Genomic DNA, 24,773 nt, shown 5'->3' on the forward strand with positions numbered 1-24,773 from the left:
CGTCAGCCCCCCTTGTGCTGCCAGCCCTTGAGCTTCGCGTAGAGCGAGCTGCGGGAGATGCCCAGCTTCGTCGCCGCGCGCTCCACGTGGCCGCCCTCGCGCGCCAGCACCCGCTCGATGTGGCGGTGCTCCAGCTCCTCCAGCGTGAGGTCCTCGCTCAGCGGCTCCTCCGCGGGCAGGAGCGACTCGAAGCGCAGGGCGCTGCGGGACAGGCGGGCCGAGCCGGACAGCAGCACGGCGCGCTCCAACACGTTGCGCAGCTCGCGGATGTTGCCCGGCCAGCCGTAGGCCATCAGGGCTCGCTCCGCGTCGGGCTCCAGCTCCACCTGGCCGCGGCCCCGGAGCGCGCCCATCTCCGCCAGGAAGTGGCGCGCGAGCACCGGCACGTCCTCGGGGCGCTCGCGCAGGGGCGGCACGTGGAGGATGAGCGTGCTGATGCGGAAGTACAGGTCGCTGCGGAAGCGCTTCTCCCGCGCGGCCACCTGCAGGTCCTGGTGCGTCGCCGCCACCAGCCGCACGTCCACGCGCCGGTCCTTCACGTCCCCCAGGCGCCGGAAGCGCTTCTCCTCCAACACCTTGAGCAGCTTGGGCTGGACTGCCACGTCCATGTCCCCGATCTCATCCAGGAACAGCGTGCCCCGGTCCGCGACCTCCAACAGGCCCTGCTTCGCGGCCACAGCGCTGGTGAACGCGCCCTTCTCATGGCCAAACAGCTCCGAGTCCAGGAGGTCCTTGGACAGCGCCGCGCAGTTGAGGTCCACGAACGGGGCCTCCTTGCGCGGACCGCCTTCATGCAGCCAGCGCGCGAGCACGCTCTTGCCGCTGCCCGTCTCGCCGGTGACGAGCACCGGGCTGTCGCTGTCGCGCACCCGCTCCGCCTGATCCCTCAGCGCGCGGATGGCGGTGCTGGAGCCCAGGAAGGGATCCACCTGCGTGCGCGCCGAGCGCGAGCGGTCCGCCAGGAGCCGCTGCCGCTCGCGCCGCTGGGCCACGAGCCGCTCGACCACGACCTTGAGCACCGACAGCTCCAGGGGCTTGGTCAGGAACTGCTCGGCGCCTTCCTTCACGGCCTGCACCGCCAGCTCGATGGAGCCGTGCCCGGTCAGCACCACCAGGGGCACCGCGGCGTCCAGTTCCTTGAGCCGGGGTAACAGCTCCAGCGCCGTGCCGTCCGGCAGGCGGTAGTCGATGACGGCCACGTCCGGCCGGTGCGCACGAAAGCCTTCCTGGGCCTCCGCCACGCTCGTGGCCTCGTCCACGTCGAAGCCGTGCTGCGTGAGGTAGCCCTTCATGCCCAGTCGGACGCCAGGTTCGTCGTCCACGAGGAGGATGCGGGTCCGGGTCATGACACCTGTGCCTGCGGGGGGGAGCCGGTGCTTCCGGCGGGGGAAAGGGCGGGCAGCAGGATGATCACCTCCGCGCCGCCCTGGGGGTGATTGGACAAGCGGATGCGCCCCTGATGCTCATCCAGGATGCGCTGGACGATGGACAGGCCCAGGCCGGTTCCTCCCCGGCGCTTGCTGAAGAAGGGCTCGAAGACGTGGGGCAGATCCTCGTTCTTGAAGCCGGGCCCTCCGTCGTGGACGGTGCAGCGCACCCACGGACGGCCTGCTTCCTCCACGGCCTCCGCCGTGACGTGCACGGTAGCGCCCTGGGGCGAGTGCTGCACGGCGTTCTCCACCACGTTGCGAAAGACATGGAACAGGCGGCGCGCGTCCATGTGCACCGGGGGCAGCGTGTCCGGCAGCGCTCGCTCGAGCTTCACGGCGGCCTTGTCGCTCGTGAGCGCGCAGGCGGACAGGGCGTCCGCGACCACCGCGCCCACGGCGCCATCCGTCCACTCGCCCCGTGCGGGCCGGCCATACTCGAAGAGCTCCTGCGTGAGGTGCGTGAGGCGGCGCACCTCGCCGCGCAGCACGTCCAGGTAGGGCTGGAGCTCCGCCTGGGCTCCAGAGGTGGCTTCGATCGCGTCCACGACGGCGGAGATGGAGAAGAGCGGGTTGCGCACCTCGTGGGCCACGCCCGCCACGATGGCACCCATCGCGGCCATCGTCTCGCTCCGGCGCACGTGGGCCTGGAGCTCCAACAGCCGGGTGATCTCCACGGCCACCAGGATGATGCGCGCATCCTCGCTGGCCTGCTCGTCCACCCAGGAGGCGGACAGCTCCCAGGTGCGCCCGGACGCCGCGTCCTGCACCTGCCGGCTCATGCTGCCGCGCATCACGCGCAGCTCCTCTACCAGGGAGGCCGCGCTGGACCAGGGCGGAGAGCCAATCGTCACGGCCAGCGGCTGCCCGGAGGGGTCCTGGTCCTCGAAGAACGCGCGGGCGGCGTCGTTCATCCGGTGGATGAAGCCGTCCGCGCTCAGCACCAGCATCGGCGAGGTCACCGCGTCGAAGGTGCGGCGCCACTCCATCGCGGAGCGGCGGAAGCTGTCGTTCAGCCGCTGGCGCAGGTCCTCCGCGAGCCGCCTGTCGGTGATGTCGGTGACGACACAGCCCAGGTGCACGCCCCCCCGGTCGTCCAGCCCGGAGGCCGCGGCGCGGCTGCGCACCCAGCGCACGCGCCCGTCCGCGCAGATGATGCGGTGTTCGATCTCCACCTCCGTGCTGGGGGCCAGGGCCAGCGACTCGATGCACTCGCGGTAGCGCGTCCGGTCCTCGGGGTGGATCATCTCCGCCCACAGCGGCGAGGGTGTGCGCTCCGGACCCTCGCCGATGAAGGAGCTGGCCGGGTAGCCGGTGGTGCGCTCCACCACGGGCGTGCAGTAGAAGTCACGCAACACACCGGCCCGCAGCTTCCCACCCCACAGGTAGTCCGGCAGTGACCGGGTGAGCACGTCCAGGCGGCCCTCGTGCTCCTGGAGCGAGGCCTCCGTGCGCATCCGCTCGGTGACCTCCGACAGCGCGGCGATGACGCCCAGCACCGCGCCGCCCGCGCCACGCACGCGTGAGTAGCTGCCGAACCAGAAGCGCGTCTCGCCGGGCGCCGCGGGCGTCTCCACCTGGAGGCCAACGTCCTGTTGCTGCGCGTCCGACCTCAGCGCGCGGGCCAGCCGGGGCGCGAGCTCCGTGCCCAGCGCGGGCAGCACCTCCGACACGTGGCGGCCCAGGTGCGCCTCCACCGGCAGGCCATTCATCGCGGCGAGCGCGGCGTTGACGTGCACGTAGCGCAGGTCGCGGTCGTAGAACGCGATGCCCACCGGTGTGACGCCCATCACCGCGTCGCTCATCGCCTGCGCGTCGTCCGCCTGGTCCCGCAGCCGGGTGAGCTCCTGCTCGCGCCGGGTCAGCGCCCGCAGGGCGACCCATGCACCCACCGCCGACAACACGAACGCGCACGCCGTCATCAGGAAGATGCGGGCACCCGGTGACAGGCCTTCGCTCCACGCCGCGACCAGGCCCATGAGCACCGTGCAAGCGGCGGCGGCTGCGGAGATCCGGAGGAGGAGCGGAGTCGAGGAAGACGTGGGCATGGCGCGTGGTGAGCGCGTCTCACTCTATGTGCCCTCGCATCGACTTGCATGTTGGCGCGGAACCAGCCAACGCAAGCATTGGACGGTGGTCCAGGAAGCACCGTCATCCATCCCATCGTGGTGAAGTACGCAAAGCCTGGAGTGCGCCAGGCTCGTGGAGATCCACGATGCCGAGCGGGCAGTCACGCTCCCACCGCGTGGCGGGGAGCCGCTCAGGCAGGCGGCGGCCCGGCGATGATCTTCGGCGGCCCCGGGTGGTTCGGGTCATGCGCGGGTGGATCCTGGATGCCCGGCTCCACCTCGGGGTCCTGCAGGGGCGGCGGCGGCTCCCTGCGCCGGGGTTCTCCGGGCGGCGGGTCCTTCTCCGGCGTGGGCGGCCGGGGAGGCTCGATCTCAGGCGTGGGCTTCTCGGGTTCCTTCACCGGCTTCGCGGGTGGGTCCGTCTGTGGATTCGTCGGCATGCTCCTCCACACTGCGCACGCCGCTCTCCCAGGGAACCGCCGCGTCGGCCTCGTCGCCGGCAGCTGCGGGATTTTCGACAGGTGCCCCGCTGCTCGCGGCACGGGAGTGGGCCCAGACCTCCACCACCGGCTCGATGCGCGGCGTGAGCTGGAGCATGGAGCTGGGGAAGCAGCGCTCAGGCAGCCGGGCGAAGAGCTCACGCACGTCCTCCGCCTCGCGTGGGCTGGCCACGGCGACATGCGGCCGGACGATGAGGTCGGTGAACTGGGCGGCCTGCTCCGGGCTTCCGCTCACCAGCCGGGCCGTGGCGGAGCTCTGATAGAAGAGGACGTCCACGCCCGCCTCCCGGGCCCCGTCCAGGAAGGCGTGCAGCGTGCGCCCCTCCACCGCTCCCACCAGCAGCGCCTCCGGGGCCCACCGCCCGTCCTCGGGCCCGCCCTCCTGGCCTCCCAGGGGGCAGCCAATCGGGACAGGGGGCGCGTGGTCGCTCGTCAGCACCGCCCCCCGGGCTCCCTGCCAGTAGAGGCGCGTTTCATACTCGGTGATGGAAGCGGAGGTCATCGGGCATCTCCTCGGCCAGGGGGCATGCACCCTGCGCCTTCAACAGCCATGCCTGGGCAATGCTTCACATCCCGTCAACCCTAGCCCTACAGTGCGAGTCCCCCCAGTCAGGCTGGTGATCGCGAGGCCACAAGCACGTTGGCCCGGAATGTCGTGCGCGCACAACAGCCCTTTCGGGTGATTCCGCCTTGGCCGGGCTCGCTCCACATCACGCGCCGCAATGCCTGACATGGGGGCGGCATGAACGAGGTGCGACGCGGTGCGGATCGGTGTTCGTTGGCTGTATGGCTTTGCGAGGGCTCCCAGGGCCGGTCGGCCTGAGCGCGCTTCCCGAGTCGAACCATGCAAGAACGACGTGAGGCACCGATGGCAGAGGTGTATGCAAGTCAGCTCATCCAGGCACCCGCGGACGTGGTCTGGGACCGCGTCGGGGGCTTTGACGGCCTTCCGCGCTGGCACCCGGGCGTCATCTCCAGCGAACGGGTGACGCGTCCGGAGTCAGGCCCGCTGCGCCGGCTGACCACGCGTGACGGCGAGGTCTACCTGGAGATGCAGCTGGCACACGACCCGCAGGCGCGCACCTATGCGTACAAGATGCTGGAGGGCCCGCTGCCCGTGCGCGACTTCGTGGCGAAGCTGCGGGTGACGCCGGTGACGGCGACCGGACAGACCTTCGTGGAGTGGCAGGCGACCTTCCAGGTGACGCCCGGACACGAGGGGGAGACGGCCGCGCTGTGCCAGTGGATCCGCGAGGAGTTCTACGCGCGGGGTCTGCGAGGACTGGCGCACACCTTCCTGCCACCTCCGCCCCGGGTGCCGGTGCCGGAGCGGGAGTGGCGGCGCTGAGGGTGGGCCTTCACAGCCGCTGGAGGAAGCGCACCAGGTCCTGCTTCTGCGCGGGGCTGAGCGACTCCGGCGGTCCTCCCGGGAACTCGGGCGGGTGCACCGGAAGCGCGCCCACGCTGGGGATGCCCGGGAGGATGAAGCGGCTGTACGTGTCCACCACCTCCGCGAGCGTGGCGTGGCTGTTATCGTGGAAGTACGGCGCGGTCCGCGCGATGCCGCGCAGGGACGGGATGTCGAAGGCCTCGAACTCCGCCGGGTCGCCGGTGATCAGCGCGCGGCCGGGGTCGGTGGAGTACCACTGGGCCGCCAGCGCGGGTCCGACGATGGGCGCGCCGTTCTCATCCAGTGCGGGGTTGATGTCGTCCGGGTCGCCGCTGGCGGTGACGGGGATGGGCGGCAGGTCCGTGACGGCGTGCTGGCGCGTGCCGTCCGTGTAGAAGCGGAAGCGGTACTGGGGGAAGTCGACGGACGTGTTGTAGAGCGGCACCACGCCGCGCTGCCCCAGGTAGGTCATGTACGCGTAGCCGGTGTTGAGGAACTCGCTGTGCGGGCGGGGCACGCGCACGGGCTCCGGCCGGCCTTCCGGCGTGACGGTGTACTGGATGTTGCCGTCGGGCTTGAGCGCGTAGAAGAGGGCGTCGTGCGTGGCGCGGTTCACGATGCGGTTGCGCGTGCGGTCGCCGTGGCAGGCCTCGCAGGCCAGGTTGTAGACGTCGCGGCCGCGCCGCTCGGACGCATCCAGCAGCAGCAGGGCGTCCGGATCCGGGATGGCGCTCAACGGCCAGCCCCGCTCCAGGAGCTCCGCGACGAAGCGGGAGCGCGGGGAGCTGAAGACGGTGCGCTCGAACGCGGCGATGCGCTCCAGCACGGGCCGCGCCACCGTCCCGCCCTGGCTGTGGCTGGTGACCGCGCTCTGGGCCTGGGTGATGAGGTCCGGTTCGCGGCCGTCGGACTGGAAGGGGCCGGAGAAGGCCGTGTCGGCGATGCTCGGCACCGCGCGCCAGACGGACACCTTCCGGTCTGGAGCGGTGATGACGTTCCCCTGCACGTCAATGACATCCATGTTCGCGGGGAGGGGGAGCACCAAGCGCACCAGCCCCTTCTTCAGGTGCTCGTAGGTGGGCACCGGGGCGTTGGGGTCGTCCGCGTCGATGCGGTGGAACAGCGGGTCCATGGGGTTTCGGGCCCAGAGGGCCTCCACGTGCGCGGGCGTGAGCGCGGCGTTGTCCGACAGCACGTGGCAGGTCGCGCAGGAGCGGCCGTTGGTTCCGGGCAGGGCCTCCTGGAAGTGCTTCTTGCCGGCGGACGCCTGGGCCAACGAGGCCAGCTCCGCCTGGGATGCTCCGAGCGTGGGAGAGTCCTCCACGGGAGCCGTGGTGTCGGTGCAGCCCGCGAGCCCGGCGAGCGCGAAGGCCCCCAGGGTGCTCGCGATGAGTCGGTGTCCTGCCATGTGTTCCCCTCCGGTAAGCCGCGATGGGAGGGGAACACCGCGTGGCTCTCGAAGTGTCACCGCGAGGGGCGCGCGGTTGAGCCCCTCACGGCTTCCGGAGTCGGGCCTGCCGCAGCTCGCGCGTGCGCATCTGGAGCTCCCGGGCCTGGTCCCCTGGAATGCCATCAAGAAGGAGGGACTCAGGACTTGCGGCGGCGGGCGCGCGTCAGCAGGCCCGCGAGCAGCGCGCCGACCCACATGGCCGGAGCCGAAGGCGTGGCGCCGCAGCGTCCTCGAAAGGTTCGACGCGGACGTTCTGCCGCCGTCCTGGCTCGGGGCGGTGTGAATCCGCCTTCGCTCAGGGCACGCTTGCACCCCCACCTGGAGCGAAGGGGACCATGGACATCATCCGCAACGACAAGCAGGGCGCGAAGGTGAAGCTGGAGCGCATTCCCACGGCGCCGCCGAAGAAGCTGGACCGGGACAAGGCGAAGGCGGAGTTCGACGCCCTGGGCGAGGAGCTCTTCGACCTGCAGGACCTGCTGTGGGGGGCGAAGCTGAACTCCGTCCTCATCGTCCTGCAGGGGCGCGACACCGCCGGCAAGGACGGCACCATCAAGCACGTGGTGGGCTGCCTCAACCCCCGCGGCGTGTCCGTCGCGTCCTTTGGCGTGCCCAGCACGGAGGAGCTGGAGCACGACTTCCTCTGGCGCGTGCACCGCAAGACCCCGCGCCAGGGCGAGTTCGCCATCTTCAACCGCTCCCACTATGAAGACGTGCTCGTGGCGCGGGTGAACAACCTGGTGCCCAAGTCGCTCTGGCGCTCGCGCTACCAGCACATCCGCGACTTCGAGACCCTGCTCGCGGAGCACGGCACCATCGTCCTCAAGTTCTTCCTCCACATCAGCCAGGACGAACAGGAGCAGCGCCTGCTGGCGCGCGAGGAGGAGCCGCGCAAGGCGTGGAAGATCTCCGCGGGCGACTGGGAGGACCGCAAGCACTGGTCGGACTACACGCAGGCCTACGAGGACGTGTTCGCCCGCACGTCCACCGAGCGGGCGCCCTGGCATCTGGTGCCCTCGGACGCCAAGTGGTACCGCAACCTGGTGGTCGCGCGCGCCGTGGCGGAGGCCCTGCGCCCCTACCGCAAGGTGTGGCAGGAGCGGCTGGACGCGGTGGGCAAGGAGAAGAAGGCGGAGCTGCGCGCCTGGCGCAAGAAGCGATGACGCACGGCTCCGCGCGTCATCCATGACGTGAAGGCACCTCGCGCGCGTCATCGAGGGCGCTGACCCGGCCGTGACATGGGGATGGGACAACGCTCGCGTTCAGCCCGTCCCGGTGTGTCGCCGGGCGGTCACCGCCGGAGCCCTGTCGACATGGAACGAACCGCGACGCCGTCGAGCAAGGACCTCATCGCCCGCACGCGTCCCTTCGCGGCCCAGGACACCGCCCGCTCCCTCCGGGCGCTCGGCACCACCTATCTGGCGCTCGCGGGCGCGGTGGTGCTGGCGGCGGCCGCGCCCTGGTGGCCCCTGCGCATCGCCGGGGGCCTCATTGAGGCGCTGGTGCTCATCCGCTGCTTCATCCTCTTCCACGACGCCATGCACGGGGCGCTGTTGCCCACGTCGCGGTGGGCGAAGGCGCTCTTCCACGTGCAGGGGCTGCTCACGCTCACGCCGGCGCGCATCTGGAATGACACGCACAACCACCACCACGCCAACACCGCGCGCATCGCGGCGGACTCGGCGGGCACCTTCGTCACCTGGTCCACGGACCGGTGGCGTCAGGCGAGCCGCGCCGAGCGCCTGGGCTACGTGGTGGAGCGCCACCCGGTGACGCTGGCGCTCGGCTACGTCACGGCGTTCCTCTACAGCCTGTGCCTCCAGCCGTTCGTGAAGAACCCGAAGCGCTACTGGACGTCCGGGCTCGCGCTGGGCGTGCACCTGGCGCTGTCCGCGGCCGTCTGGCACTTCTTCGGCCTGGGCGTCTACCTCACCGCCTTCGTGGGGCCGCTGTTCGCCGCGTACGCGCTGGGCACGTACCTCTTCTACGCGCAGCACAACTTCGACGACGTGGCCATCCTGCCGGAGTCGGCGTGGAACCACGCGGACGCGGCGCTGGAGGCCAGCAGCTACATGCGCTTCGGGCCGGTGATGGAGTGGTTCACGGGCAACATCGGCTACCACCACGTGCACCACCTCAACCCGCGCATCCCGTTCTACCGGCTGCCGGAGGCGATGGAGGCCATCCCGGAGCTGCAGGGGCCTCACGTCACCACGCTGTCGGTGAAGGACATCGTGGGCTGCCTGCGCCTGAACCTGTGGGATCCGTCGCTGAACCGGATGGTCCGCTACCGCGACGTACAGGCGGCGCCCGGCGTCTGAGGAACCGCGGCCCGGCGGGTCCGTTCGGGACCCGCCCGAGGAACCCACCGGGCCGGGTTCTCAAGGCTCCAGCAACTCATACAGGGCGGTGGCGTGCGCCTCCTCCTCGTCGAGCAGCTCCTCCAGGAGCCGCCGCGTGGCGGGGTCATGGTCCGCGAAGGAGTGGAGCAGGCCGCGGTACGTCGCGATGGCGACGCGCTCCGCCGCCAGGTTCTCGCGGAGCAGCTCCACCAGCGCGCGCCCTTCGTCGTCCTGAGTATTTTCGCGGGACATGAGTCCTCCCCATCGGAAGTCCGGCCGGCCGCCCAGCTGCTGGATGCGCTCGGCGAGCCTCAGCGCGTGGTCCTGTTCGTCGCGCGCGTGCAGACCGAACACGGTCTTCAGCGCCTCGTGACAGGCGCCTCCGGCCAGGAGGGCATGGCGCGTGTATCGCCGCACGCAGACGACCTTGGTCGCGAGCGCGGCGTTGAGCAGCGTGAGGCGGATCCCCGGGTCGATGATGGATGGATGCGGATCGGCCATGGGATTGCCTCCAGGCGGCTGCGTGTCGGGAAGCTGGGGGGCCCGGGCGGAGACGGCCATCCCCTCAGCCCCCGCGGGCCGGGACGCTGGGCCTGACCGTCCCGCCCCGGGGCCCGTTGCTCCCGGGCTGGGGCCTTCACCGACGCCTGCCTCCACGCCGGGCGCGGGCAGGGACGTTGTTCGAGGACATCCCTTGCGGCCCCGGGGGCGGAGGAGGGGGTTCGAGGTTAGTCTTCGCCAATGAACTCGAGCCCATCCAGCCGGCCGTCCGTCGTCGTGGCGGAGCTGGGGCCCACGAACACCGGGAAGACCTTCCGCGCCATCGAACGGATGCTCGAGCATGACTCAGGCATCATCGGATTGCCGCTGCGCCTGCTCGCCCGGGAGGTCTACGACCGGGTGACCGCGAAGGTGGGCGAGGGGCGGGTCGCGCTGATGACGGGCGAGGAGAAGCGGGTGCCGCCCCGGCCCGACTACTGGATCTGCACCGTCGAGGCGATGCCCACGGACCGGCAGGTCGACTTCCTCGCGGTGGATGAGATCCAGCTCGCCGCGCACCGGGAGCGCGGGCACGTCTTCACGGACCGGCTGCTCCACGCGCGAGGCCGCAAGGAGACCTGGTTCCTGGGCGCGGACACCATGCGCCCCATGGTGCAGGCGCTGATCCCGCATGCGTCCATGAAGCGCGCCACGCGCCTGTCGCAGCTGCGCTACTCCGGGCGCCGCTCGCTGAAGAGCCTTCCGCCGCGCTCCGCGGTGGTGGCGTTCTCCGCGGACCGCGTCTACGAGCTGGCGGAATCACTGCGGCGCCTGCGGGGCGGCGTGGCGGTGGTGCTGGGCGCGCTGTCGCCCCGGACGCGCAACGCCCAGGTGGCGATGTATCAGTCCGGCGAGGTCCAGTACCTCGTGGCCACGGACGCCATCGGCATGGGGTTGAACCTGGACCTCAACCACGTGGCCTTCGCGACGCTGTCCAAGTACGACGGCGCCGAGCAGCGCGACCTGTACCCCGACGAGCTGGCGCAGATCGCCGGCCGCGCGGGGCGCCACCTCAACGACGGCAGCTTCGGGGCGCTGAACACGCTGCCGGAGCTGCCGCCGCGCCTCGTCTCCGCCATCGAGTCCCACCGCTTCCCGGCGGTGCGCAGCCTCATCTGGCGCAACTCCTCGCTGGACTTCGCCAGCCCGGAGGCGCTGCTGGACTCGCTGTCGCGGGCGCCGCGCGACAGCGCCTTCGTCCGGGTGGAGCGCGCGGACGACTTCGACGCGCTCAAGGGACTGGCGGCCGTGCCCGCCATCCGCGAGCTCACCACCGACCAGGCCTCCGTGGAGCTGCTGTGGCAGGTCTGCCAGGTCCCGGACTTCCGCAAGGGCCTCTTCGGGCAGCACGTCGCGCTCCTGCGCGAGGTGTTCCTCCAGCTGTCGGCGGGGGACGGGAAGCTGGATCCGACCTGGCTGGGCCGGCAGGTGTCGCCGCTGGATGATGCGTCCGGAGACATCCACACGCTGATGGATCGGCTCGCGGCCATCCGCATCTGGACGTACATCAGCCACCGTCCGGGCTGGCTGCACGACGCGGTGGAGTGGCAGGAGCGCACGCGCCTCATCGAGGACTCGCTGGGCGATGCCCTGCATGAGCGGTTGGTGGAGCGCTTCGTGCAACGGGCCGCGAGGCGGAGCGCGCGCCGCTTCGTGCGGGCCAGCACGCAGCCGCGGGCCGGGGGCTCGGACAGTCCGTTCGCCAAGCTGGGGCAGTTGTTGACGGAGGTGCCGGGCGCGGATGGCGGGCTGATGACGGAGGAGCAGTTCGTCCAGCGCGTGGTGGACGCGACGCACGACGCCTTCGAGGTGGACGCGGCGGGACGCATCTCGTTCGAAGCGCAGCCGTTGGCCCGGCTGGTGCGGGGGCGCGACCGGCGCTCGCCGCAGCTGGCGTTGGCGGAGCCGGAGGTGTGGACGGGCGGCGCGCGGCAGCGGCTGGAGCGCCGGCTGGTGGCGCTGGCGAGAGACCTGGTCACGGAGGCCATGGGAGGCTTTCCCGCGGAGTCCTTCACGGGAGCTGGCCGCTCGCCGGTGATGAGAGGCATTGCCTACCGGCTGGCGGAGGGCCTGGGCGTCATCTCCCAGGGCGAGGCGCGCGAGCAGTGGAGGCTCCTGGACGAGGAGTCACGTGAGCGATTGAGGGCGCAGGGTGTCCACGAAGGTCAGCGCTTCCTCTACGTCGCGGAGGCCCTGTCGCCGCAGGCGCTGGAGCGGCGGGCCATGTTGACGGCGCTGTTCAACCAGTCTCCGTGTCCGCAGGGCATCCCCCAGGAGCCAGCGCTGAACGCCGCGACGCTGGCCGGCCGGAACGCGAGGGCCTTGGGCTACGAGGTCATCGGGCCGGTGGCGCTGCGCATCGACATCATGGAGCGGCTCGCGGAGGCACTGCGCAATCCCCAGAACGCCCGGCAGGCGCACGCACTCCTCCAGCAACTGCGATTGGATGGCGGCGCGCGCGCGCAGGTGCTGCGGGCGCTGGGAGGACAGCCTCCGGGCGCGGCCTCGAAGCGGCGGCGGCGCAGGCGGGGGCGGAAGCCGCTGGCGACGGCGCCGGACGCGAGTGGCGTTCGTGGGCGTGGGTCGGCAGGCTCGGGCCGGCTCAACGAACGCCCATGAAGCGATTCCTCCTCTTCGCCGGAAGCGTCATCGCGCTGTACCTCGGAATGCTCGGCCTGCTGCTGGCGACAGCGCCCGAGCATGATCGCGAAGGCGCCTTCGCGATGGGGTTCGGCTTCATCCTCGTCGTGGGCGCGATGGTGACGGTGGGCGTCATCGCGCTGGGCGGAGCGCTGATGCTCCTCTGGGAGCGCTTCGTCGCGAAGAACCCGAAGGTGTCCCGGGCAGGTGTCGCCTTCGCCGGCATCATCCTGGCTGCCCTGTCCGTCGTGGTCGCGGCGCGGAGCCTGGAGCCATCCACCCAGGAGAAACGGGCGGCCCAGCGGGCCAACGAACTGCGCACCGCCATTGAGCGCCACGACGTGAAGCGGTTCTCGTGGGCGGTCTTCGACCGGGTCCGGGAGGGGGACGTGGACGAGGCCGAGCGCCTCATCGCCGCGGGTCCCTTCACGGAGGAGGAGCTCCTCCGGTATCAGCTCGAGACAGACCGCAGGGTGAACCCCGAGCAGCGCCAGTTCCTGGTGCGGCTGGGCGGGCGCCACAGGGACTTCCTCGCGAAGCTGCCCTACCGGCTGCGAGCCCGCTACCGGGGCTACGAACGCTTCGGCAATGGCGACCTGTTGTGGCTGGACGAGAGCGGACAGGCCTTCTTCCAGGCGTTCCAGTCATTCCATCTGCTGGGAGACACGCCGGAGCAGAGGGCCCCGGAGAGCACCGCTCCCGTGTTCAGGTCCGTGAACGAGCTCAGCGCGAACATCCGCTCCAGCGCCTCGCCGATGTACCTGCTGCTGACCATCCCGTACCTGAAGGTGTTCCAGACCGCGGACGCATCAGGGCTCGACGGCGACGAGAAGGCGCGGAGACGCTCCGCCCTGGTCCTGCTCCGGCAGCGGGGCCTGGAGCTGAACGCCGAGGAGAAGCAGGACCCGGAGCTTCAGGCTGCCCTGCGCGCGTCGGACCTGTCCGAACTGCTGGAGTGAGGGGCTGCCCGGGGAGCAGGCGGGCCGCAGGGGAGGAGGGAGGCGACGAATCCACGCGGGGCCGACCGGATTCGCCTACGCTGGCGCGGTCTCCTACCCAGGCCGGTGGTCGTCCCATGAGCAGTGGTCGTGCCCTCTCGCCAGTCCTCCTCGTCGGTGCCGGAACGGGCGAAGCCACGTGCGGCATCCTCTACCTGGCGAGCTACCTGAGGCGCGGCGGGATTGAAGCCTTCGTGCGGCTGTGGGACGGCGACGAGAGCAAAGGCGAGGTGACCGACTCCTTCGAGCGCCTCATCGCCCGCGTGCGCCCGAAGCTCATTGGCATCAGCCTCAAGTGGTTCCACCACGTGGACCGCGCGCTGCTCATCGCGCGGACCATCCGGAAGATCGACGCGTCCATCCGCATCGTCGTGGGAGGAAACTCCGCGTCATACTGGTGGAAGGAATTGAGCGCCTTCGACTGCATCGACCACATCGTGCTGGGCGACGGAGAGGTCCCCCTGCTGGCGCTGTGCAACGGGGAGGAATCCCCGCCCAACTGCGTGACGCGGACCCCGGACGGCCGTCCCCGCAGGCTGCCGCTGGCGTACGTGCAGCGCTCCACCAATACGCAGGACGTCTACTACTCGCACTTCAACGAGATCTTCCTCAGCCAGATGGACCTGCACTCCTTCTCCGGCTGGGTCGCGCCGGGGAAGGGCTGCGGCGAGAACTGCCTCTATTGCGGTGGGGCGCGAGGCAACCAGAAGGCGGACTTCGGGCGCGCGAAGCCGTTCCTGCGCGCGGAGGAGAACGTGCGCAGGGACCACCAGGAGATCGCGGGCCGCACATGGCAGATGCGCTACGACTTCGCGGGCAGCACGGCGGAGTTCCTGGGGAGCACCTGGGCGGGCGTGGACCTGTCGCGCCACTGCTGCACGTACTTCCTCTGGGGCGTACCGCGCGTGGAGCTGGTCGCGGCGCTGGCGGAGACCTTCCAGCGCATCTACATGGTCATCGACATCGGCTGTTTCTCCGAACAGCAGCGGTTGGAGCAGATGGCCAAGGGCCTGCTCAAGCCGTGCGCGAAGGACCGCGAGCTGCTGGAGGTCATTGAATCCGCCCGCCGCCATCCGAACGTGGAGATCGAAATCTCCGGCATCGGAGGTCTCCCGTTCACGAGCCGGGAGCGGCTCGCGGAGGAGCTGCGGCTGGTGGAGCGCATCATCGGCCTGGACTGCGTGGTGGGCTATCAGCGGCTGGAGGCCCAGCCCGGGGCGCTCGTCACGGAGCACCCCGCGCGCTTCGACATGGTGACGGAGGCGAAGACGTTCGCGGAGTTCCTCGCCTACTTCGAGCGCCGCGAGCCGGGCGACGTGTCCGTGCCGATGATCCGCTTCAAGGACCGGGAGCTGGAGGCCGCGGTGCAGCGCAACTCCGACCGCGTGGACGCCCTGGCCTGGCAGCACCGGGACGCGAGGAAGCGCGTCGACCTCGACGGGAGGACGCGGCTGCGCAACACCGCGCCCTCGACGAAGCGCTTCACGCTGGGGGACTGGCTGGGCAGCCACCGGGCCCCCGCGAAGCTGGCGAAGGAGCCGGTGACGGTCCTGCGCTCCGTGGACGGCATCACCCTGAGCTGCGCGCCCTCCGTCAGCCCGCGCCGGTTCACCGACCCCACGCTGACCCAGGGCGACGACGGCGCCATCCTCCTGGCCGCGCTGTCCGCCTTCGAGCAGCCCACGACCGTCTCCCACGCGGTGACGCACCTGGGCGCGAAGGCGAGGCTGGACCCGGACTCCGCCCGCGAGGTCATCGACCACCTGGTGGACGGACGGTTCCTCCAGCCCGCGTAGACGCACGGCGTCACGCCGGGGCGCGGGGTGGCCGTGTCGGGCGCGGCCGCGGGAAACCTGTCCGACTGTCGGACAGGTTCCGAACCCTTTGGCACCGGGGGCGGCTCCTCTTCAATGGCGATGCGAGCCTCCGGTGTGCCCACCCGACGGGTGCGAGGGGGCCGCCTCGTGAGGGGCCGGCTCGTGAGGCGCGGGCTCGTGAGGCGCGGCAGGCTCATGTGGCGCGGGTTCATGCGGCTCGACAGTCTCAGGCCGGGCCGCGGGCGCGTGAGGCGCGGCGGGCTCACGAGGCGCGGGTTCATGCGGCTCGACAGTCTCAGGCCGGGCCGCGGGTGCGTGAGGCGCGGGTTCATGCGGCTCGACGGGTTCCGGCGCCACGCGTCCATGGGGCGCGGCGGGGACCGTTGGAGCGCGCGGTGGGACCGGTGCCCCTCGCGGTGTGACCGGCGCCGCGGGAGCCGGAGCCGGGTGGCGTGGCACGTACGGCGCGGGCCGTGACGGGGTCACGCCGGGCCCGGTGCGCCCCCGTGGCGGATGGCCGGTGGGCGGCGTCATCGGCCTCGCGACCGGAACCGGGCGTCCGGTGACGCGCGCGACCTCGCTGGGCTCTGGGCCCCGGTTCCAGTGTCCCCTGCGACCCTCGACGTGCTCGCCCACGGGCCGGGTCTGGCGCAACAGCACGGGGACGCGTCCGGGAGGCAGGCGGTAGCGCCAGACGTCGGGCTGCACGAAGTCGTTCGCGCCCACGAACGTCCATCCAATTCCGATCCCGATGGAGATGCCGGGCGGCGAGAGGGGCTGCCAGCCGATGAAGCCATCCCCCCAGCGCCAGTCCACCCAGGCGGGAGCCCACTCGGTGTCCGGCCACCACACCCAGCCCATCGAAGGACTGGCGAACCACCGGCCGTAGTGGAAGGGCGCCCAACCCCAATCCCAATCGCTCTCGAAGGTCCATCCCCAATCGCTGGACACCCACCGGCCGCCAGTGGAGTACGGGACGAAGTCCGGACCCACGACGTTCGGATCCGGCCGCCAGACCCAGCCGACGTCCGGCAGGTTGACCCACGTGCCATAGGGAGACAGGGCATCTCGGAACTCGGACACGGAGCTGTCCAGGTTCTGCGAGCTCGTCGTCACCTGCGGCCCGTATTCCTCCGGGCCAAACGCGCAGGAGCTCGTTGCCATGATGGCGAGGACGGTGGCGCCGCCAGTCCGAAGCCAGCGCATTCGGGTGTACCAGGGGCCCATGTCCGGTTCCTCTCGTGGGGGTTCACCTTTTCAAGGTGCGAACTCCTTCACGCAACTTCATGAGCCGTCTGCACGCGAGGGGCGTATGAACGCCTGAACGGGAGGTTTCCATGGCGAACGCCAAGGCCATGCTCGGAAGCATGCTGGGCCGCTTCCTCTTCACCGACGCGAAGGTCACCCAGGCGCGCGAACTGTCGCGCGCCTTCCGCTGGATCGACTGCGAGGGCCCCGCGCTGCGAGGGCAGAAGTGGACCCCTGGCGACAAGGTGCAGGTCTTCCTGCCGGGGTTGGGCTTTCGCACGTACACGCCGCTGGCGTGGGACGAAGCGCGCGGAGCCACGGCCTTCCTGGTCTACCTGCACGGCGACAGCCCGGGGGCGAAGTGGGGCCGCGACGTACGCACTGGAGACACGGTGCGGTTCTTCGGGCCCGGGCGCTCGGTGTCGCTGGAGTCGGGTGACGCACCGGTGGTGCTCTTCGGTGACGAAACGTCCTTCGCGGTGGCGCACGCGTTCCGCACCGGAGCGAACCGGAACGTCACCCCCATCTTCGAGGTGACGCGCCGGGAGGACTGCGCGCCCGCGCTGCGCGAGCTGGGCTTCGAGGGCCACGACGTGGAGCGAACGGCCGGCGACGCGCACCTGGCCCAGGTCCACGAACGGCTGCGCGAAGCCCTGCGCACGAAGCCGGAAGCCACGCTGGTGATGACGGGCCGGGCGCAGTCCATCCAGGCGCTGCGCGCGAGGCTGCGAGGCGACGGCGAACGCGCCACGCCCAAGGTGAAGGCCTACTGGTCCGTGGGCAAGACGGGGCTCGACTGATCAGGCCGGGCCCAGTTGCATGCCGCGCCGCACGTCGTCGCGGTCGCGCGACATGCCCGCGGGGCGGCGCTTGGGCTTCTGCTTGAGGAAGCGCGACGCGTCCTGCCGGCGGTAGCAGGTGAGGAGCCGGTCCTCGTCATTGAGGATGAGGATCCACCCGCGCGCCTGCCGGGCGAGCGACGAGTCCCGGAGCGTACCAGGCAGGTCGCGCTCGTGCACCGTGAGGTGGGTGGCTCCGCACGCCCGGGCAGGCGCGCCGAACTCGAGGATGAACGCGATGACCTCCTCGCGCAGCCGCCAGCGGGCGCACTGCTCGACGAAGAGGCGGGTCAGGGAGAACACGGACGACGCGGGGCTCTGGCGCATGGTGGGCTATCTCCTTGCGCGCTTCCCAATACACACCGCGTTCCAACGCCCCGCGCACGCGATTCCGAGCACTTGCGCGGATGCCCCAACGCACCCCGAAAGACATTCCGTCAATCCCGCCAGCGGCCCGTGTCACCGAGGCACGGCCCGCGACAATGGCTCTCAGGAGGGAGCCGCGAGCGGAGGCCCGGCCCTTCACCGAGGCTGCCATCCCTCACGCCGTGTGACGGCGCCGTGCACGCACAGGGTTGGGCCCGTCCTGAAGAAATCCTTCACGGGCCCTGCGGCATTTTGACAGGCTTGGGGCGGCTGGACCGGGCAGGATGGCCCCTTCTGGCCTCGCGCTGCTGCGCGTGGGGCCGGGCGACCCCTGGCCGAAGGGATGGGACGGAGCACGATGAATCTTCGCTCGAAGGCACTGGGAGCCGTGCTGGGTGCGGGGGCGGCGGGGCTGTCGCTGGCGCTCCTGTTCAGCGCGGGGTGCGGAGGCCGGGCCACGCGTCCTGGAGGAGTGCCTCCGCCCGCGAATCCGCAGACGCTCCGGCCGCCGGAGGCCTTCGCGGATATCAGCGACAAGAAGGAGCGCTCACGGGCGCTGTTCATGGAGGCGAGCCGGGTGATGCTGCATCCCCGCTGCGTCAACTGCCATCCCGCGGGCGACAGCCCCCTGCAGGGCGAAACCAGCAAGGTGCACGACCCGCCAGTAGTCCGAGGCCCCGAGGACCAGGGCGTCCCCGGCCTGGAGTGCACGTCCTGCCACCAGGAGCGCAACGCGCAGTTGGCGCGAGTTCCCGGCGCACCCAAGTGGCACGTGGCGCCCAAGGTGATGGCGTGGGAGGGGCGCACACCGCGCTCGCTGTGCGAACAACTGAAGGATCCGGCGCGCAACGGCGGCAAGAGCCTGGCGGAGCTGATCGAGCACTCCGCGCATGACGAGCTGGTGGGCTGGGGCTGGAAGCCCGGAGCGGACCGGCTACCGGCGCCGGGGACACAGGCGGAGTTCGGGGCCCTGGTGGCCGCGTGGGCGAAGGACGGCGCGGAGTGCCCGCGCGAGGAGAGCCGACCGTGAGCATCCGTCTGCGAGTGAATGGGACCGAGCACGAACTCGACGTGGATCCGGAGATGCCGCTGCTCTGGGCGCTGCGCGACGTGCTCACGTTGACGGGCACGAAGTACGGTTGCGGCCAGGCGCTCTGTGGAGCGTGCGTGGTGCACATCGATGGCGCGGCGGTGCGCTCGTGCGTGACGCCGGTGCGCCGCGCGGAGGGCCGCGAGGTGATGACCATTGAAGGCCTGTCGCCGGACGGCTCGCATCCGTTGCAGAAGGCGTGGGTGGACCTGGCGGTGCCGCAGTGTGGCTTCTGTCAGGCGGGGCAGATCATGACGGCGGCGGCGCTGCTGGCGAGGAAGCCGAAGCCCACCGACGCGGAGATCGATCAATCGCTGGCGGGCAACCTCTGCCGCTGCGGGACGTACACGCGAATCCGCACCGCCGTGAAGAAGGCGGCGGGACTGCCGACGGAGTGAGGGCCGCCACCATGCAAGACACGCGCATCCGTCTGTCGCGCCGTTCCGTGCTGGAGGGAATGGGGCTCGTGGCCGCGGGCCTGGGGCTGGAGGTCTTCCTGCCCGCGAGGGCGCACGCCGCGCCCATGCCCACGTCGATGCCTGAAGTGCCCACGGAGGGCTTGAGGGCGAACGTCTTCGTGCACGTGGCGCCGGACGGCGTGGTGACCATCGTCTGTCATCGTTCGGAGATGGGGCAGGGCGTGCGCAGCTCGCTGCCGGTGCTCATCGCGGACGAGCTGGGCGCGGACATGGCCCACGTGAAGGTGGTCCAGGGCGACGGCGACGCGGCCTACGGAGACCAGAACACGGACGGCTCCAGCAGCGTGCGGAAGATCTTCGACGACCTGCGCTACGCGGGAGCGACGGCGCGCACGATGCTGGTGGCGGTGGCGGCGAAGCGCTGGAGGGTGGCGCCCGCGGAGTGCGAAGCGCGCGACCACGCCGTGTTCCACAAGGCCACGCAGCGGATGCTCAAGTTCGGCGACCTGGCCAGCGACGCGGCGAAGCTGAAGGTGCCGAAGAAGGAGGCAGTGACGCTGAGGCCGCGCAGCGAGCTCAAGCACCTGGGCAAGGAGCTGCCGCTCCTGGACGGGCCGGACATCGTGACGGGCCGGGCGGTGTTCGGCGCGGACATCGTGTTGCCGGGGATGCGCACGGCGGTCATCGCGCGTCCGCCGGTGGCGGGAGGCCGGGTGGCCCGCTACGACGCATCGAAGACGCTGGCGGTGCCGGGCGTGAGGCAGGTGGTGGAGCTGCCCGCGGCGAAGAAGCCCTTCCTGTTCCAGCCGCTGGGCGGGCTTGCGGTGGTGGCGGACCACACCTGGGCGGCGATGAAGGGCCGCGCGGTGCTGGACGTGACGTGGGAGGGCGGAGACAACGCCGCCTACGATTCAGCGGCGTACCGCGAGCAGTTGCTGGACGTGATTGGCAGGCCGGGCAAGGTGGTGCGCAACGTCGGCGACGCGGAAGGCGCGCTGGCGAAGGCGGCGAAGCGGGTGCAGGCCACGTACAACACGCCGCACCTGGCGCACGCGCCCATGGAGCCGCCCGCGGCGGTGGCGAAGGTGGAGAACGGCACCTGCGAGGTGTGGGCCACGACGCAGAACCCGCAGGCCGCGCGCAGCGAGGTGGCGAAGGCGCTGGGCCTGGACCCGTCGAAGGTGACGGTCCACGTGACGCTGTTGGGCGGCGGGTTCGGCCGCAAGTCGAAGCCGGACTACGTGGTGGAGGCGGCGCTGCTGGCGAAGGAGGTGGGAGCGCCGGTGCGAGTGCAGTGGACGCGCGAGGACGACGTGCGCCACGACTACTACCACTCCACGAGCGCGCAGCGGCTGGAGGCGGGCCTGGACGCGGACGGCAAGGTGGTGGCGTGGCACCAGCGCATTGCGTTTCCACCCATCGGCTCGACGTTCTCGGACGCGACGTTCGCGGGGGACGGGGAGATGGGGCAGGGCATCCTGGATCTGCCGCTGGCCATCCCTGACATCCGGATGGAGAACTGCGAGGCGAGGGCGCACACGCGAATCGGCTGGATGCGCTCCGTGGCGAACATCTACCACGCATTCTCGGTGCAGAGCTTCATCGACGAGCTGGCGCACGAGCGCGGCGCGGATCCGCGAGACATGCTGTTGGAGGTGGTGGGGCCCTCGCGCATCGTGACGCCCAAGGATCTGGGCGTGGCGAAGGTGCCGAACTACGGCCAGTCCATTGACGAGCACCCCGTGGACACGGCGCGACTCAGGCGCGTGATTGAAAGGGTGACGGGCCTGGCGCGCTGGGACGAGCGCAAGCGTGAGGGACGGGCGCTGGGCCTGGCGGCGCACCGCAGCTTCCTGACCTACGTGGCGGTGGTGGTGTCGGTGGTGAAGGACGCGGACGAGCGCATCCGGGTGGACGAGGCGTGGATCGTCGCGGACGCGGGCACCATCGTGAACATGGAGCGGGTCCGGGCGCAGATGGAGGGCGCGGTGGTGTTCGGCCTGAGCCTGGGGCTCTACGGCGCCATCACGATGAAGGACGGCGCCACGGTGGAGAGCAACTTCCGCGACTACCGTCTGGCGCGCATCGCGGAGACGCCGAAGCGCATCCACGTGGACATCATCCCCAGCGACGGCCGCCCCGGAGGCGTCGGAGAGCCCGGAGTGCCCCCCGTGGCCCCGGCGCTGGCCAACGCCGTGTTCGCGCTCACGGGGACCCGCGTGCGCGAACTGCCGTTGGTGAAGACCGTGAAGGTTTGAGCGGAAGCCTCGCCGTCACGGCACCCACAGGGCGCCATCCGACAGGGGGGCCTCGGAGCCGCCGCCCCCCATTCCTCCCCAGATGAAGAGGGCGTTGCCCGTCCACACGCCCACGTGCCCGGAGCGCGCGGAAGGAGCACCTCCGGTGCGCAGCGGCGCCCACGTGTCCGTTTCCGGGTCATAGGCCGCGCCGTCCGAGCAGGCGCCACCTCCGGAGCCGCACTTCGACGAGGCGCCGCCCCAGATGACCATCTTCGAACCGGTCCACACCGCGGAGTGCCCGGTGCGAGGCGAAGGCGCGCCCTTGGAGGAGATGGGCGACCACTTCCGGTACACCGGATCAAACGCGGCGCCCTGCTCGCAGTAGACCGGCGGGTCCTGCTTGGAGTCGCCACAGCCGAGCCCACCCCAGATGAGCATCTTCGAGCCGGTCCACACCGCCGTGTGTGCCCAGCGGCCCGTGGGCGCCCCTTCGGTCGGCATCGCCAGCCAGTGGCCCGCGAACGGGCCGTACATCGAGCCGTCCGCCAGGGCCACGTCCACGCTGTTGATGGCTCCATCTCCGCCCCAGATGAGCACCTCCCCGCTGGTCTCGCCGGTCCACACCGCGGAGTGGTAGCGGCGCGCCACGGGGGCTTCGACGAAGTTCATGGTCGTCCAGAGGCCTGACTCCGTGTGGTACCTGGCGCCGTCGCCCAGCACGCGCCCCTGCTGGGGATCCTGGCCGCCCCACACCACCATCATGTCCCCCGTCCAGGTGGCCGTGTGTCCCCCGCGCGGCGACGGCGCGTAGCTAGACGTCATCGAGCTCCAGGTGTCGGTGGCGGGGTCGTAGATCGCGCCATCGCCACAAGCGCCCTGGGGGCTCCCGCATCCCAGTCCGCCCCAGACGATCATCTTCCGACCGGTCCACACGGCCGAGTGCAGCGTGCGCGCGGTCGGAGCCCCCCGCGCCGACAGGGGCGTCCACGTCTTCGTCGCCACGTTGAACCGGGCCCCGTCACCGCAGACGCCGTTGAGGGTGCAGCCGCCCAGTCCCCCCCAGAGCAGGACGTTCTGGCCATCGAAGACACTCGCCACCTGGAGCCCCGCGCCCAGGGGCGCGCCCGCGGGGAGGGGCGTCCAGGTTCCCTGCTCCTCCGCGCCGGTCTGCTCCTTGGGATTCGCGCAGCAGACCAGCGTCAGGAGGAGCAGGCCTGGAATCAGGCGCATCCGAAACGGCACCACTGCGTCACGCTTCGACTGCGCCATGGGTGATTCCTCCAGCTACCAGGGACGGGGGCTGCCGCAGGTGTAGCCCGGGCCGTTGATGAACCGGGACGCGGCGCGAGCATTGGCATCCGACGCCGCAGCTTGCCTCACGCTCAGTGGAACCCACCACTGCGATTGATCCGCCACATCGCAGAGGAACTCCACCTGCACCTGGTTGGGCGAGTGGAACCGGCTCGCGGTGCCATTGTTCTCCCACAGGGCGCCGAAGGCATACGCGCCAATGCCGTGGAAGTAGAAATAGTCACAGCCGTTGATGGTGCAGGCGCCCTGCGGGCCGGGGCGGTGGCCGCCGGTGTTGCCATTGTTGAAGTTGTACTTGTCGAAGTACGCGTGCCAGCCCTCGTGCATGTAGTCACCCGCACGGGAGCCCGGGTTTGAGTTGCTGACGGTCGCGTTGTAGAGCGGGCAGGCCGTCTCCACGCGGTCCGTGTCCCACGGCCAGAACCGGGGGGTGAAGGTCCCGAAGACGTCCGTGCGGTCGGTGATGCTGTGATACAGGCTGTCGTGGAACTTGCTGCTGCGCGCCTCCGCCGTGGCCCGGTAGTCCACGGTGCCGTGGAAGGACTGGGAGAGGTTGTCCGCCATGCCGTACGTCAGCAGGTAGGACGCGTTCCAGTGCTTGGGGTACTCCAGGTTGACGTTGCAGGCGTTATTCCAGCCGCGGTTGCTCCAGTCCCCCGAGCGCAGGCCGTAGGCCTGGTACTGCCAGAGGAAGAAGTCCTGCCAGCAGCCGTGGGTGTTCCACAGGGCCCGGTCCGAGGTGCTCGCGGCCGTCTGGTTGCAGACGGCGCCGGCCTCGGTGGCCAGGCCAAAGGCCAGGACGGACGACATCAGGGCAATGCCTTGCTTGAGATTCATGGGCGTTCTCGCTCCTCAGGTCGTGAGGGAAGGTCAGAACTTCGGAGGGGTCACGTCGAAGGTGTTGGGCTTCTCCTCGGGCGGGCGCGGCTCCTTGGGCTCGGGGTTCGGCGCCTGCACTTCGGGGTGGGCCTTGAGGTAGGCGGTGAGCTTGCGGTTGAAGGCATCCGCGCCTTCACCGCTGACGCGCCGGACGCGCTCCAGGAACAGGCGCTCCTCCTTGCGGACGAACGGCTCCAATTCCTTGCGAGCCTCCGCCGTGTCCCCGCGGTTCCAGAGGTACGCGCTGATGGCCTCCGCGCGGACGATGACGGAGGGGTGGTTGCCAGCCTGGTTCGCCACCTCGCGGTCGAACTCCGCGTCGCGCAGGTACGCGACGCCCGCGATGGCCTTGGCCTGCAGGCGCGCCTGCTGGGCCTCTTCCTGGAGCTCGCCCTCGATGACGGTGCCCTTCGTGGGCAGGGGCATGCGGACGAACTCGACGAGGAACTTCGCGCCGTCGTAGGTCCGCATCTCCCCGAGCAGGCCCAGGGCGACGAGCGCGCGGCTGGTGTCGCCGGAGTTGTTCGCCTGGGTGATCTCCTCGGTGAAGGCCTTGATGAGCTCCGGGCTCTTCGCGGCGGAAAGCAGGGCACGGCGCGCGTCATCCTGCTCTTCCACCACGGACTCACTGGCCCAGGTGATGAAGGCATTGACGCTCTTGCGGGCATCCGCCGCGTCCATCTTGGGCGGCGAGTGCAGCGGACGGCCCGCGATGACGCGGCTGGGAGGAATGTTCGACGGCGTCTCCGAAGTGGGCTTGTCCTGCGCGACGGCCACGGAGCCGGACATCAGCCCCAGGGTCACGACAAAAGTACCCGCGCGCGAGAAGGCTCGCGATTTGTTGCGATTCATGGTCCTGCCTCCATTCACAGAAGTGAAGGAGGTCCCCTTGAAAGGGGCTCCCCCTTCCACGACGCGCCGGTGCGCCGCGCCCCGTGGATGGGATTGCCTCATTTCAACAGCCGTACCAGCACGGCAGCGGTGAGAGGGACGGCCGCGGAAACGCCCCATCTCCCTCGGGAAACCGCCCTCCGGGGCGCGGGAGGCGTGGGGATGGCGCCTCCGGGTTGTCGCTTCCGGAGCAACAGATGGTGTTGTTCACGTTGCCCGGCAGGCAGCTGACGAAGCGAGGCGTTAGGCTGGCCCCGTGTTCGACGCCATCATGGAGTTCTTCCGGGAGCCCTCGTGCATGGTCGGGTTCGGATCCT

The 24,773-nt window shown here is 70.6% G+C and carries 21 protein-coding genes; 10 read left to right on the forward strand and 11 right to left on the reverse strand.

The features are described from left to right. Window positions 1-2 precede the first annotated feature (2 nt). From KYK13_RS18570 to KYK13_RS18585, 4 genes are all read right to left on the reverse strand, one after another. Window positions 3-1,346, reverse strand: coding sequence for a sigma-54 dependent transcriptional regulator (locus KYK13_RS18570; protein WP_223646041.1), 1,344 nt, complete (start codon window positions 1,344-1,346; stop codon window positions 3-5). Beyond that, window positions 1,343-3,406 carry an ATP-binding protein gene (locus KYK13_RS18575; protein ID WP_223646043.1) on the reverse strand — a complete coding sequence of 688 codons (2,064 nt, stop codon included), beginning with the start codon at window positions 3,404-3,406 and terminating at the stop codon, window positions 1,343-1,345. Before KYK13_RS18575 ends, KYK13_RS18570 begins: the two co-directional genes overlap by 4 nt. A 281-nt stretch (window positions 3,407-3,687) precedes the next feature. Next, a complete protein-coding gene (locus tag KYK13_RS18580; RefSeq protein ID WP_223646045.1) occupies window positions 3,688-3,897 on the reverse strand; it encodes a hypothetical protein in 210 nt (69 codons plus the stop codon). Continuing rightward, window positions 3,869-4,498: an OsmC family protein gene (locus KYK13_RS18585; RefSeq protein WP_223646048.1), complete on the reverse strand. Its 630-nt coding sequence runs from the start codon at window positions 4,496-4,498 to the stop codon at window positions 3,869-3,871. Before KYK13_RS18585 ends, KYK13_RS18580 begins: the two co-directional genes overlap by 29 nt. A gap of 342 nt (window positions 4,499-4,840) precedes the next feature. On the opposite strand from KYK13_RS18585, the gene KYK13_RS18590 reads away from it, so the two are divergent. Continuing rightward, window positions 4,841-5,344 carry an SRPBCC family protein gene (locus KYK13_RS18590; RefSeq protein WP_223646050.1) on the forward strand — a complete coding sequence of 168 codons (504 nt, stop codon included), beginning with the start codon at window positions 4,841-4,843 and terminating at the stop codon, window positions 5,342-5,344. 10 nt (window positions 5,345-5,354) lie between these two features. On the opposite strand, the gene KYK13_RS18595 is transcribed toward KYK13_RS18590, so the two are convergent. Then, window positions 5,355-6,794, reverse strand: coding sequence for a cytochrome-c peroxidase (locus KYK13_RS18595; protein WP_223646052.1), 1,440 nt, complete (start codon window positions 6,792-6,794; stop codon window positions 5,355-5,357). Between the two features lie 377 nt (window positions 6,795-7,171). Between KYK13_RS18595 and KYK13_RS18600 the strand changes: the two genes are divergently transcribed. After that, window positions 7,172-7,999, forward strand: a complete 828-nt coding sequence (locus KYK13_RS18600; RefSeq protein ID WP_223646054.1) for a PPK2 family polyphosphate kinase — start codon at window positions 7,172-7,174, stop codon at window positions 7,997-7,999. A 150-nt stretch (window positions 8,000-8,149) separates the two neighbouring features. Beyond that, the gene (locus KYK13_RS18605; RefSeq protein ID WP_223646055.1) at window positions 8,150-9,157 is read left to right on the forward strand and encodes a fatty acid desaturase; all 1,008 of its coding nucleotides are present in this window, start codon (window positions 8,150-8,152) and stop codon (window positions 9,155-9,157) included. Window positions 9,158-9,217: 60 nt separating this feature from the next. On the opposite strand, the gene KYK13_RS18610 is transcribed toward KYK13_RS18605, so the two are convergent. Then, window positions 9,218-9,679: a ferritin-like domain-containing protein gene (locus KYK13_RS18610; protein ID WP_223646056.1), complete on the reverse strand. Its 462-nt coding sequence runs from the start codon at window positions 9,677-9,679 to the stop codon at window positions 9,218-9,220. Between the two features lie 240 nt (window positions 9,680-9,919). Here KYK13_RS18610 and KYK13_RS18615 point away from each other — a divergent pair, with 240 nt between their 5' ends. The 3 genes from KYK13_RS18615 to KYK13_RS18625 all read left to right on the forward strand — a co-directional run bounded on the left by KYK13_RS18615 (window position 9,920) and on the right by KYK13_RS18625 (window position 15,152). Further along, window positions 9,920-12,337, forward strand: coding sequence for a helicase-related protein (locus tag KYK13_RS18615; RefSeq protein WP_223646058.1), 2,418 nt, complete (start codon window positions 9,920-9,922; stop codon window positions 12,335-12,337). Next, entirely contained in the window at window positions 12,334-13,317 is a 984-nt protein-coding gene (locus tag KYK13_RS18620; RefSeq protein WP_223646060.1) for a hypothetical protein, read from the forward strand. Before KYK13_RS18615 ends, KYK13_RS18620 begins: the two co-directional genes overlap by 4 nt. Before the next feature lie 116 nt (window positions 13,318-13,433). Then, entirely contained in the window at window positions 13,434-15,152 is a 1,719-nt protein-coding gene (locus KYK13_RS18625) for a radical SAM protein (RefSeq protein ID WP_223646062.1), read from the forward strand. Between the two features lie 111 nt (window positions 15,153-15,263). Here the strand turns inward: KYK13_RS18625 and KYK13_RS39345 are convergent, their stop codons facing one another. Continuing rightward, window positions 15,264-16,400: a DUF6600 domain-containing protein gene (locus tag KYK13_RS39345; protein WP_370645384.1), complete on the reverse strand. Its 1,137-nt coding sequence runs from the start codon at window positions 16,398-16,400 to the stop codon at window positions 15,264-15,266. 110 nt (window positions 16,401-16,510) lie between these two features. Between KYK13_RS39345 and KYK13_RS18630 the strand changes: the two genes are divergently transcribed. Next, window positions 16,511-17,221 (forward strand): siderophore-interacting protein, encoded by a 711-nt coding sequence (locus tag KYK13_RS18630; protein ID WP_223646064.1) that lies wholly within the window; start codon window positions 16,511-16,513, stop codon window positions 17,219-17,221. Here the strand turns inward: KYK13_RS18630 and KYK13_RS18635 are convergent, their stop codons facing one another. Beyond that, window positions 17,222-17,587: a hypothetical protein gene (locus KYK13_RS18635; protein ID WP_223646066.1), complete on the reverse strand. Its 366-nt coding sequence runs from the start codon at window positions 17,585-17,587 to the stop codon at window positions 17,222-17,224. Between the two features lie 397 nt (window positions 17,588-17,984). Between KYK13_RS18635 and KYK13_RS18640 the strand changes: the two genes are divergently transcribed. The 3 genes from KYK13_RS18640 to KYK13_RS18650 are packed head-to-tail and all read left to right on the forward strand — an operon-like array spanning window position 17,985 to window position 21,393. After that, window positions 17,985-18,656: an Isoquinoline 1-oxidoreductase subunit gene (locus KYK13_RS18640; RefSeq protein WP_223646068.1), complete on the forward strand. Its 672-nt coding sequence runs from the start codon at window positions 17,985-17,987 to the stop codon at window positions 18,654-18,656. Further along, the gene (locus KYK13_RS18645) at window positions 18,653-19,114 is read left to right on the forward strand and encodes a (2Fe-2S)-binding protein (RefSeq protein WP_223646070.1); all 462 of its coding nucleotides are present in this window, start codon (window positions 18,653-18,655) and stop codon (window positions 19,112-19,114) included. The genes KYK13_RS18640 and KYK13_RS18645 overlap by 4 nt, the downstream gene beginning before the upstream one ends. Window positions 19,115-19,125: 11 nt before the next feature. Further along, the gene (locus tag KYK13_RS18650) at window positions 19,126-21,393 is read left to right on the forward strand and encodes a molybdopterin cofactor-binding domain-containing protein (protein ID WP_223646072.1); all 2,268 of its coding nucleotides are present in this window, start codon (window positions 19,126-19,128) and stop codon (window positions 21,391-21,393) included. Between the two features lie 15 nt (window positions 21,394-21,408). Here the strand turns inward: KYK13_RS18650 and KYK13_RS18655 are convergent, their stop codons facing one another. From KYK13_RS18655 to KYK13_RS18665, 3 genes are read right to left on the reverse strand one after another with little or no spacing between them, the layout of a single operon-like run. Further along, window positions 21,409-22,644 (reverse strand): kelch motif-containing protein, encoded by a 1,236-nt coding sequence (locus KYK13_RS18655; protein ID WP_223646074.1) that lies wholly within the window; start codon window positions 22,642-22,644, stop codon window positions 21,409-21,411. 15 nt (window positions 22,645-22,659) lie between these two features. Then, window positions 22,660-23,523, reverse strand: a complete 864-nt coding sequence (locus KYK13_RS18660) for a hypothetical protein (RefSeq protein ID WP_223646076.1) — start codon at window positions 23,521-23,523, stop codon at window positions 22,660-22,662. Window positions 23,524-23,556: 33 nt separating this feature from the next. Beyond that, window positions 23,557-24,417, reverse strand: a complete 861-nt coding sequence (locus KYK13_RS18665) for a hypothetical protein (protein ID WP_223646078.1) — start codon at window positions 24,415-24,417, stop codon at window positions 23,557-23,559. Between the last annotated feature and the right edge of the window lie 356 nt (window positions 24,418-24,773).

This window comes from Corallococcus sp. EGB, assembly GCF_019968905.1.
Taxonomy (GTDB): domain Bacteria; phylum Myxococcota; class Myxococcia; order Myxococcales; family Myxococcaceae; genus Corallococcus.

Bases quoted from the DNA above. Each gene is read 5' to 3' on its own strand.
- KYK13_RS39345 (WP_370645384.1), bottom strand. From the start codon at position 16,400: ATGGGCCCCTGGTACACCCGAATGCGCTGGCTTCGGACTGGCGGCGCC.
- KYK13_RS18620 (WP_223646060.1), top strand. From the start codon at position 12,334: ATGAAGCGATTCCTCCTCTTCGCCGGAAGCGTCATCGCGCTGTACCTC.
- KYK13_RS18635 (WP_223646066.1), bottom strand. From the start codon at position 17,587: ATGCGCCAGAGCCCCGCGTCGTCCGTGTTCTCCCTGACCCGCCTCTTC.
- KYK13_RS18605 (WP_223646055.1), top strand. From the start codon at position 8,150: ATGGAACGAACCGCGACGCCGTCGAGCAAGGACCTCATCGCCCGCACG.
- KYK13_RS18615 (WP_223646058.1), top strand. From the start codon at position 9,920: ATGAACTCGAGCCCATCCAGCCGGCCGTCCGTCGTCGTGGCGGAGCTG.
- KYK13_RS18655 (WP_223646074.1), bottom strand. From the start codon at position 22,644: ATGGCGCAGTCGAAGCGTGACGCAGTGGTGCCGTTTCGGATGCGCCTG.
- KYK13_RS18595 (WP_223646052.1), bottom strand. From the start codon at position 6,794: ATGGCAGGACACCGACTCATCGCGAGCACCCTGGGGGCCTTCGCGCTC.
- KYK13_RS18640 (WP_223646068.1), top strand. From the start codon at position 17,985: ATGAATCTTCGCTCGAAGGCACTGGGAGCCGTGCTGGGTGCGGGGGCG.
- KYK13_RS18570 (WP_223646041.1), bottom strand. From the start codon at position 1,346: ATGACCCGGACCCGCATCCTCCTCGTGGACGACGAACCTGGCGTCCGA.
- KYK13_RS18585 (WP_223646048.1), bottom strand. From the start codon at position 4,498: ATGACCTCCGCTTCCATCACCGAGTATGAAACGCGCCTCTACTGGCAG.
- KYK13_RS18600 (WP_223646054.1), top strand. From the start codon at position 7,172: ATGGACATCATCCGCAACGACAAGCAGGGCGCGAAGGTGAAGCTGGAG.
- KYK13_RS18665 (WP_223646078.1), bottom strand. From the start codon at position 24,417: ATGAATCGCAACAAATCGCGAGCCTTCTCGCGCGCGGGTACTTTTGTC.
- KYK13_RS18650 (WP_223646072.1), top strand. From the start codon at position 19,126: ATGCAAGACACGCGCATCCGTCTGTCGCGCCGTTCCGTGCTGGAGGGA.
- KYK13_RS18590 (WP_223646050.1), top strand. From the start codon at position 4,841: ATGCAAGAACGACGTGAGGCACCGATGGCAGAGGTGTATGCAAGTCAG.
- KYK13_RS18630 (WP_223646064.1), top strand. From the start codon at position 16,511: ATGGCGAACGCCAAGGCCATGCTCGGAAGCATGCTGGGCCGCTTCCTC.
- KYK13_RS18610 (WP_223646056.1), bottom strand. From the start codon at position 9,679: ATGGCCGATCCGCATCCATCCATCATCGACCCGGGGATCCGCCTCACG.
- KYK13_RS18660 (WP_223646076.1), bottom strand. From the start codon at position 23,523: ATGAATCTCAAGCAAGGCATTGCCCTGATGTCGTCCGTCCTGGCCTTT.
- KYK13_RS18625 (WP_223646062.1), top strand. From the start codon at position 13,434: ATGAGCAGTGGTCGTGCCCTCTCGCCAGTCCTCCTCGTCGGTGCCGGA.
- KYK13_RS18575 (WP_223646043.1), bottom strand. From the start codon at position 3,406: ATGGGCCTGGTCGCGGCGTGGAGCGAAGGCCTGTCACCGGGTGCCCGC.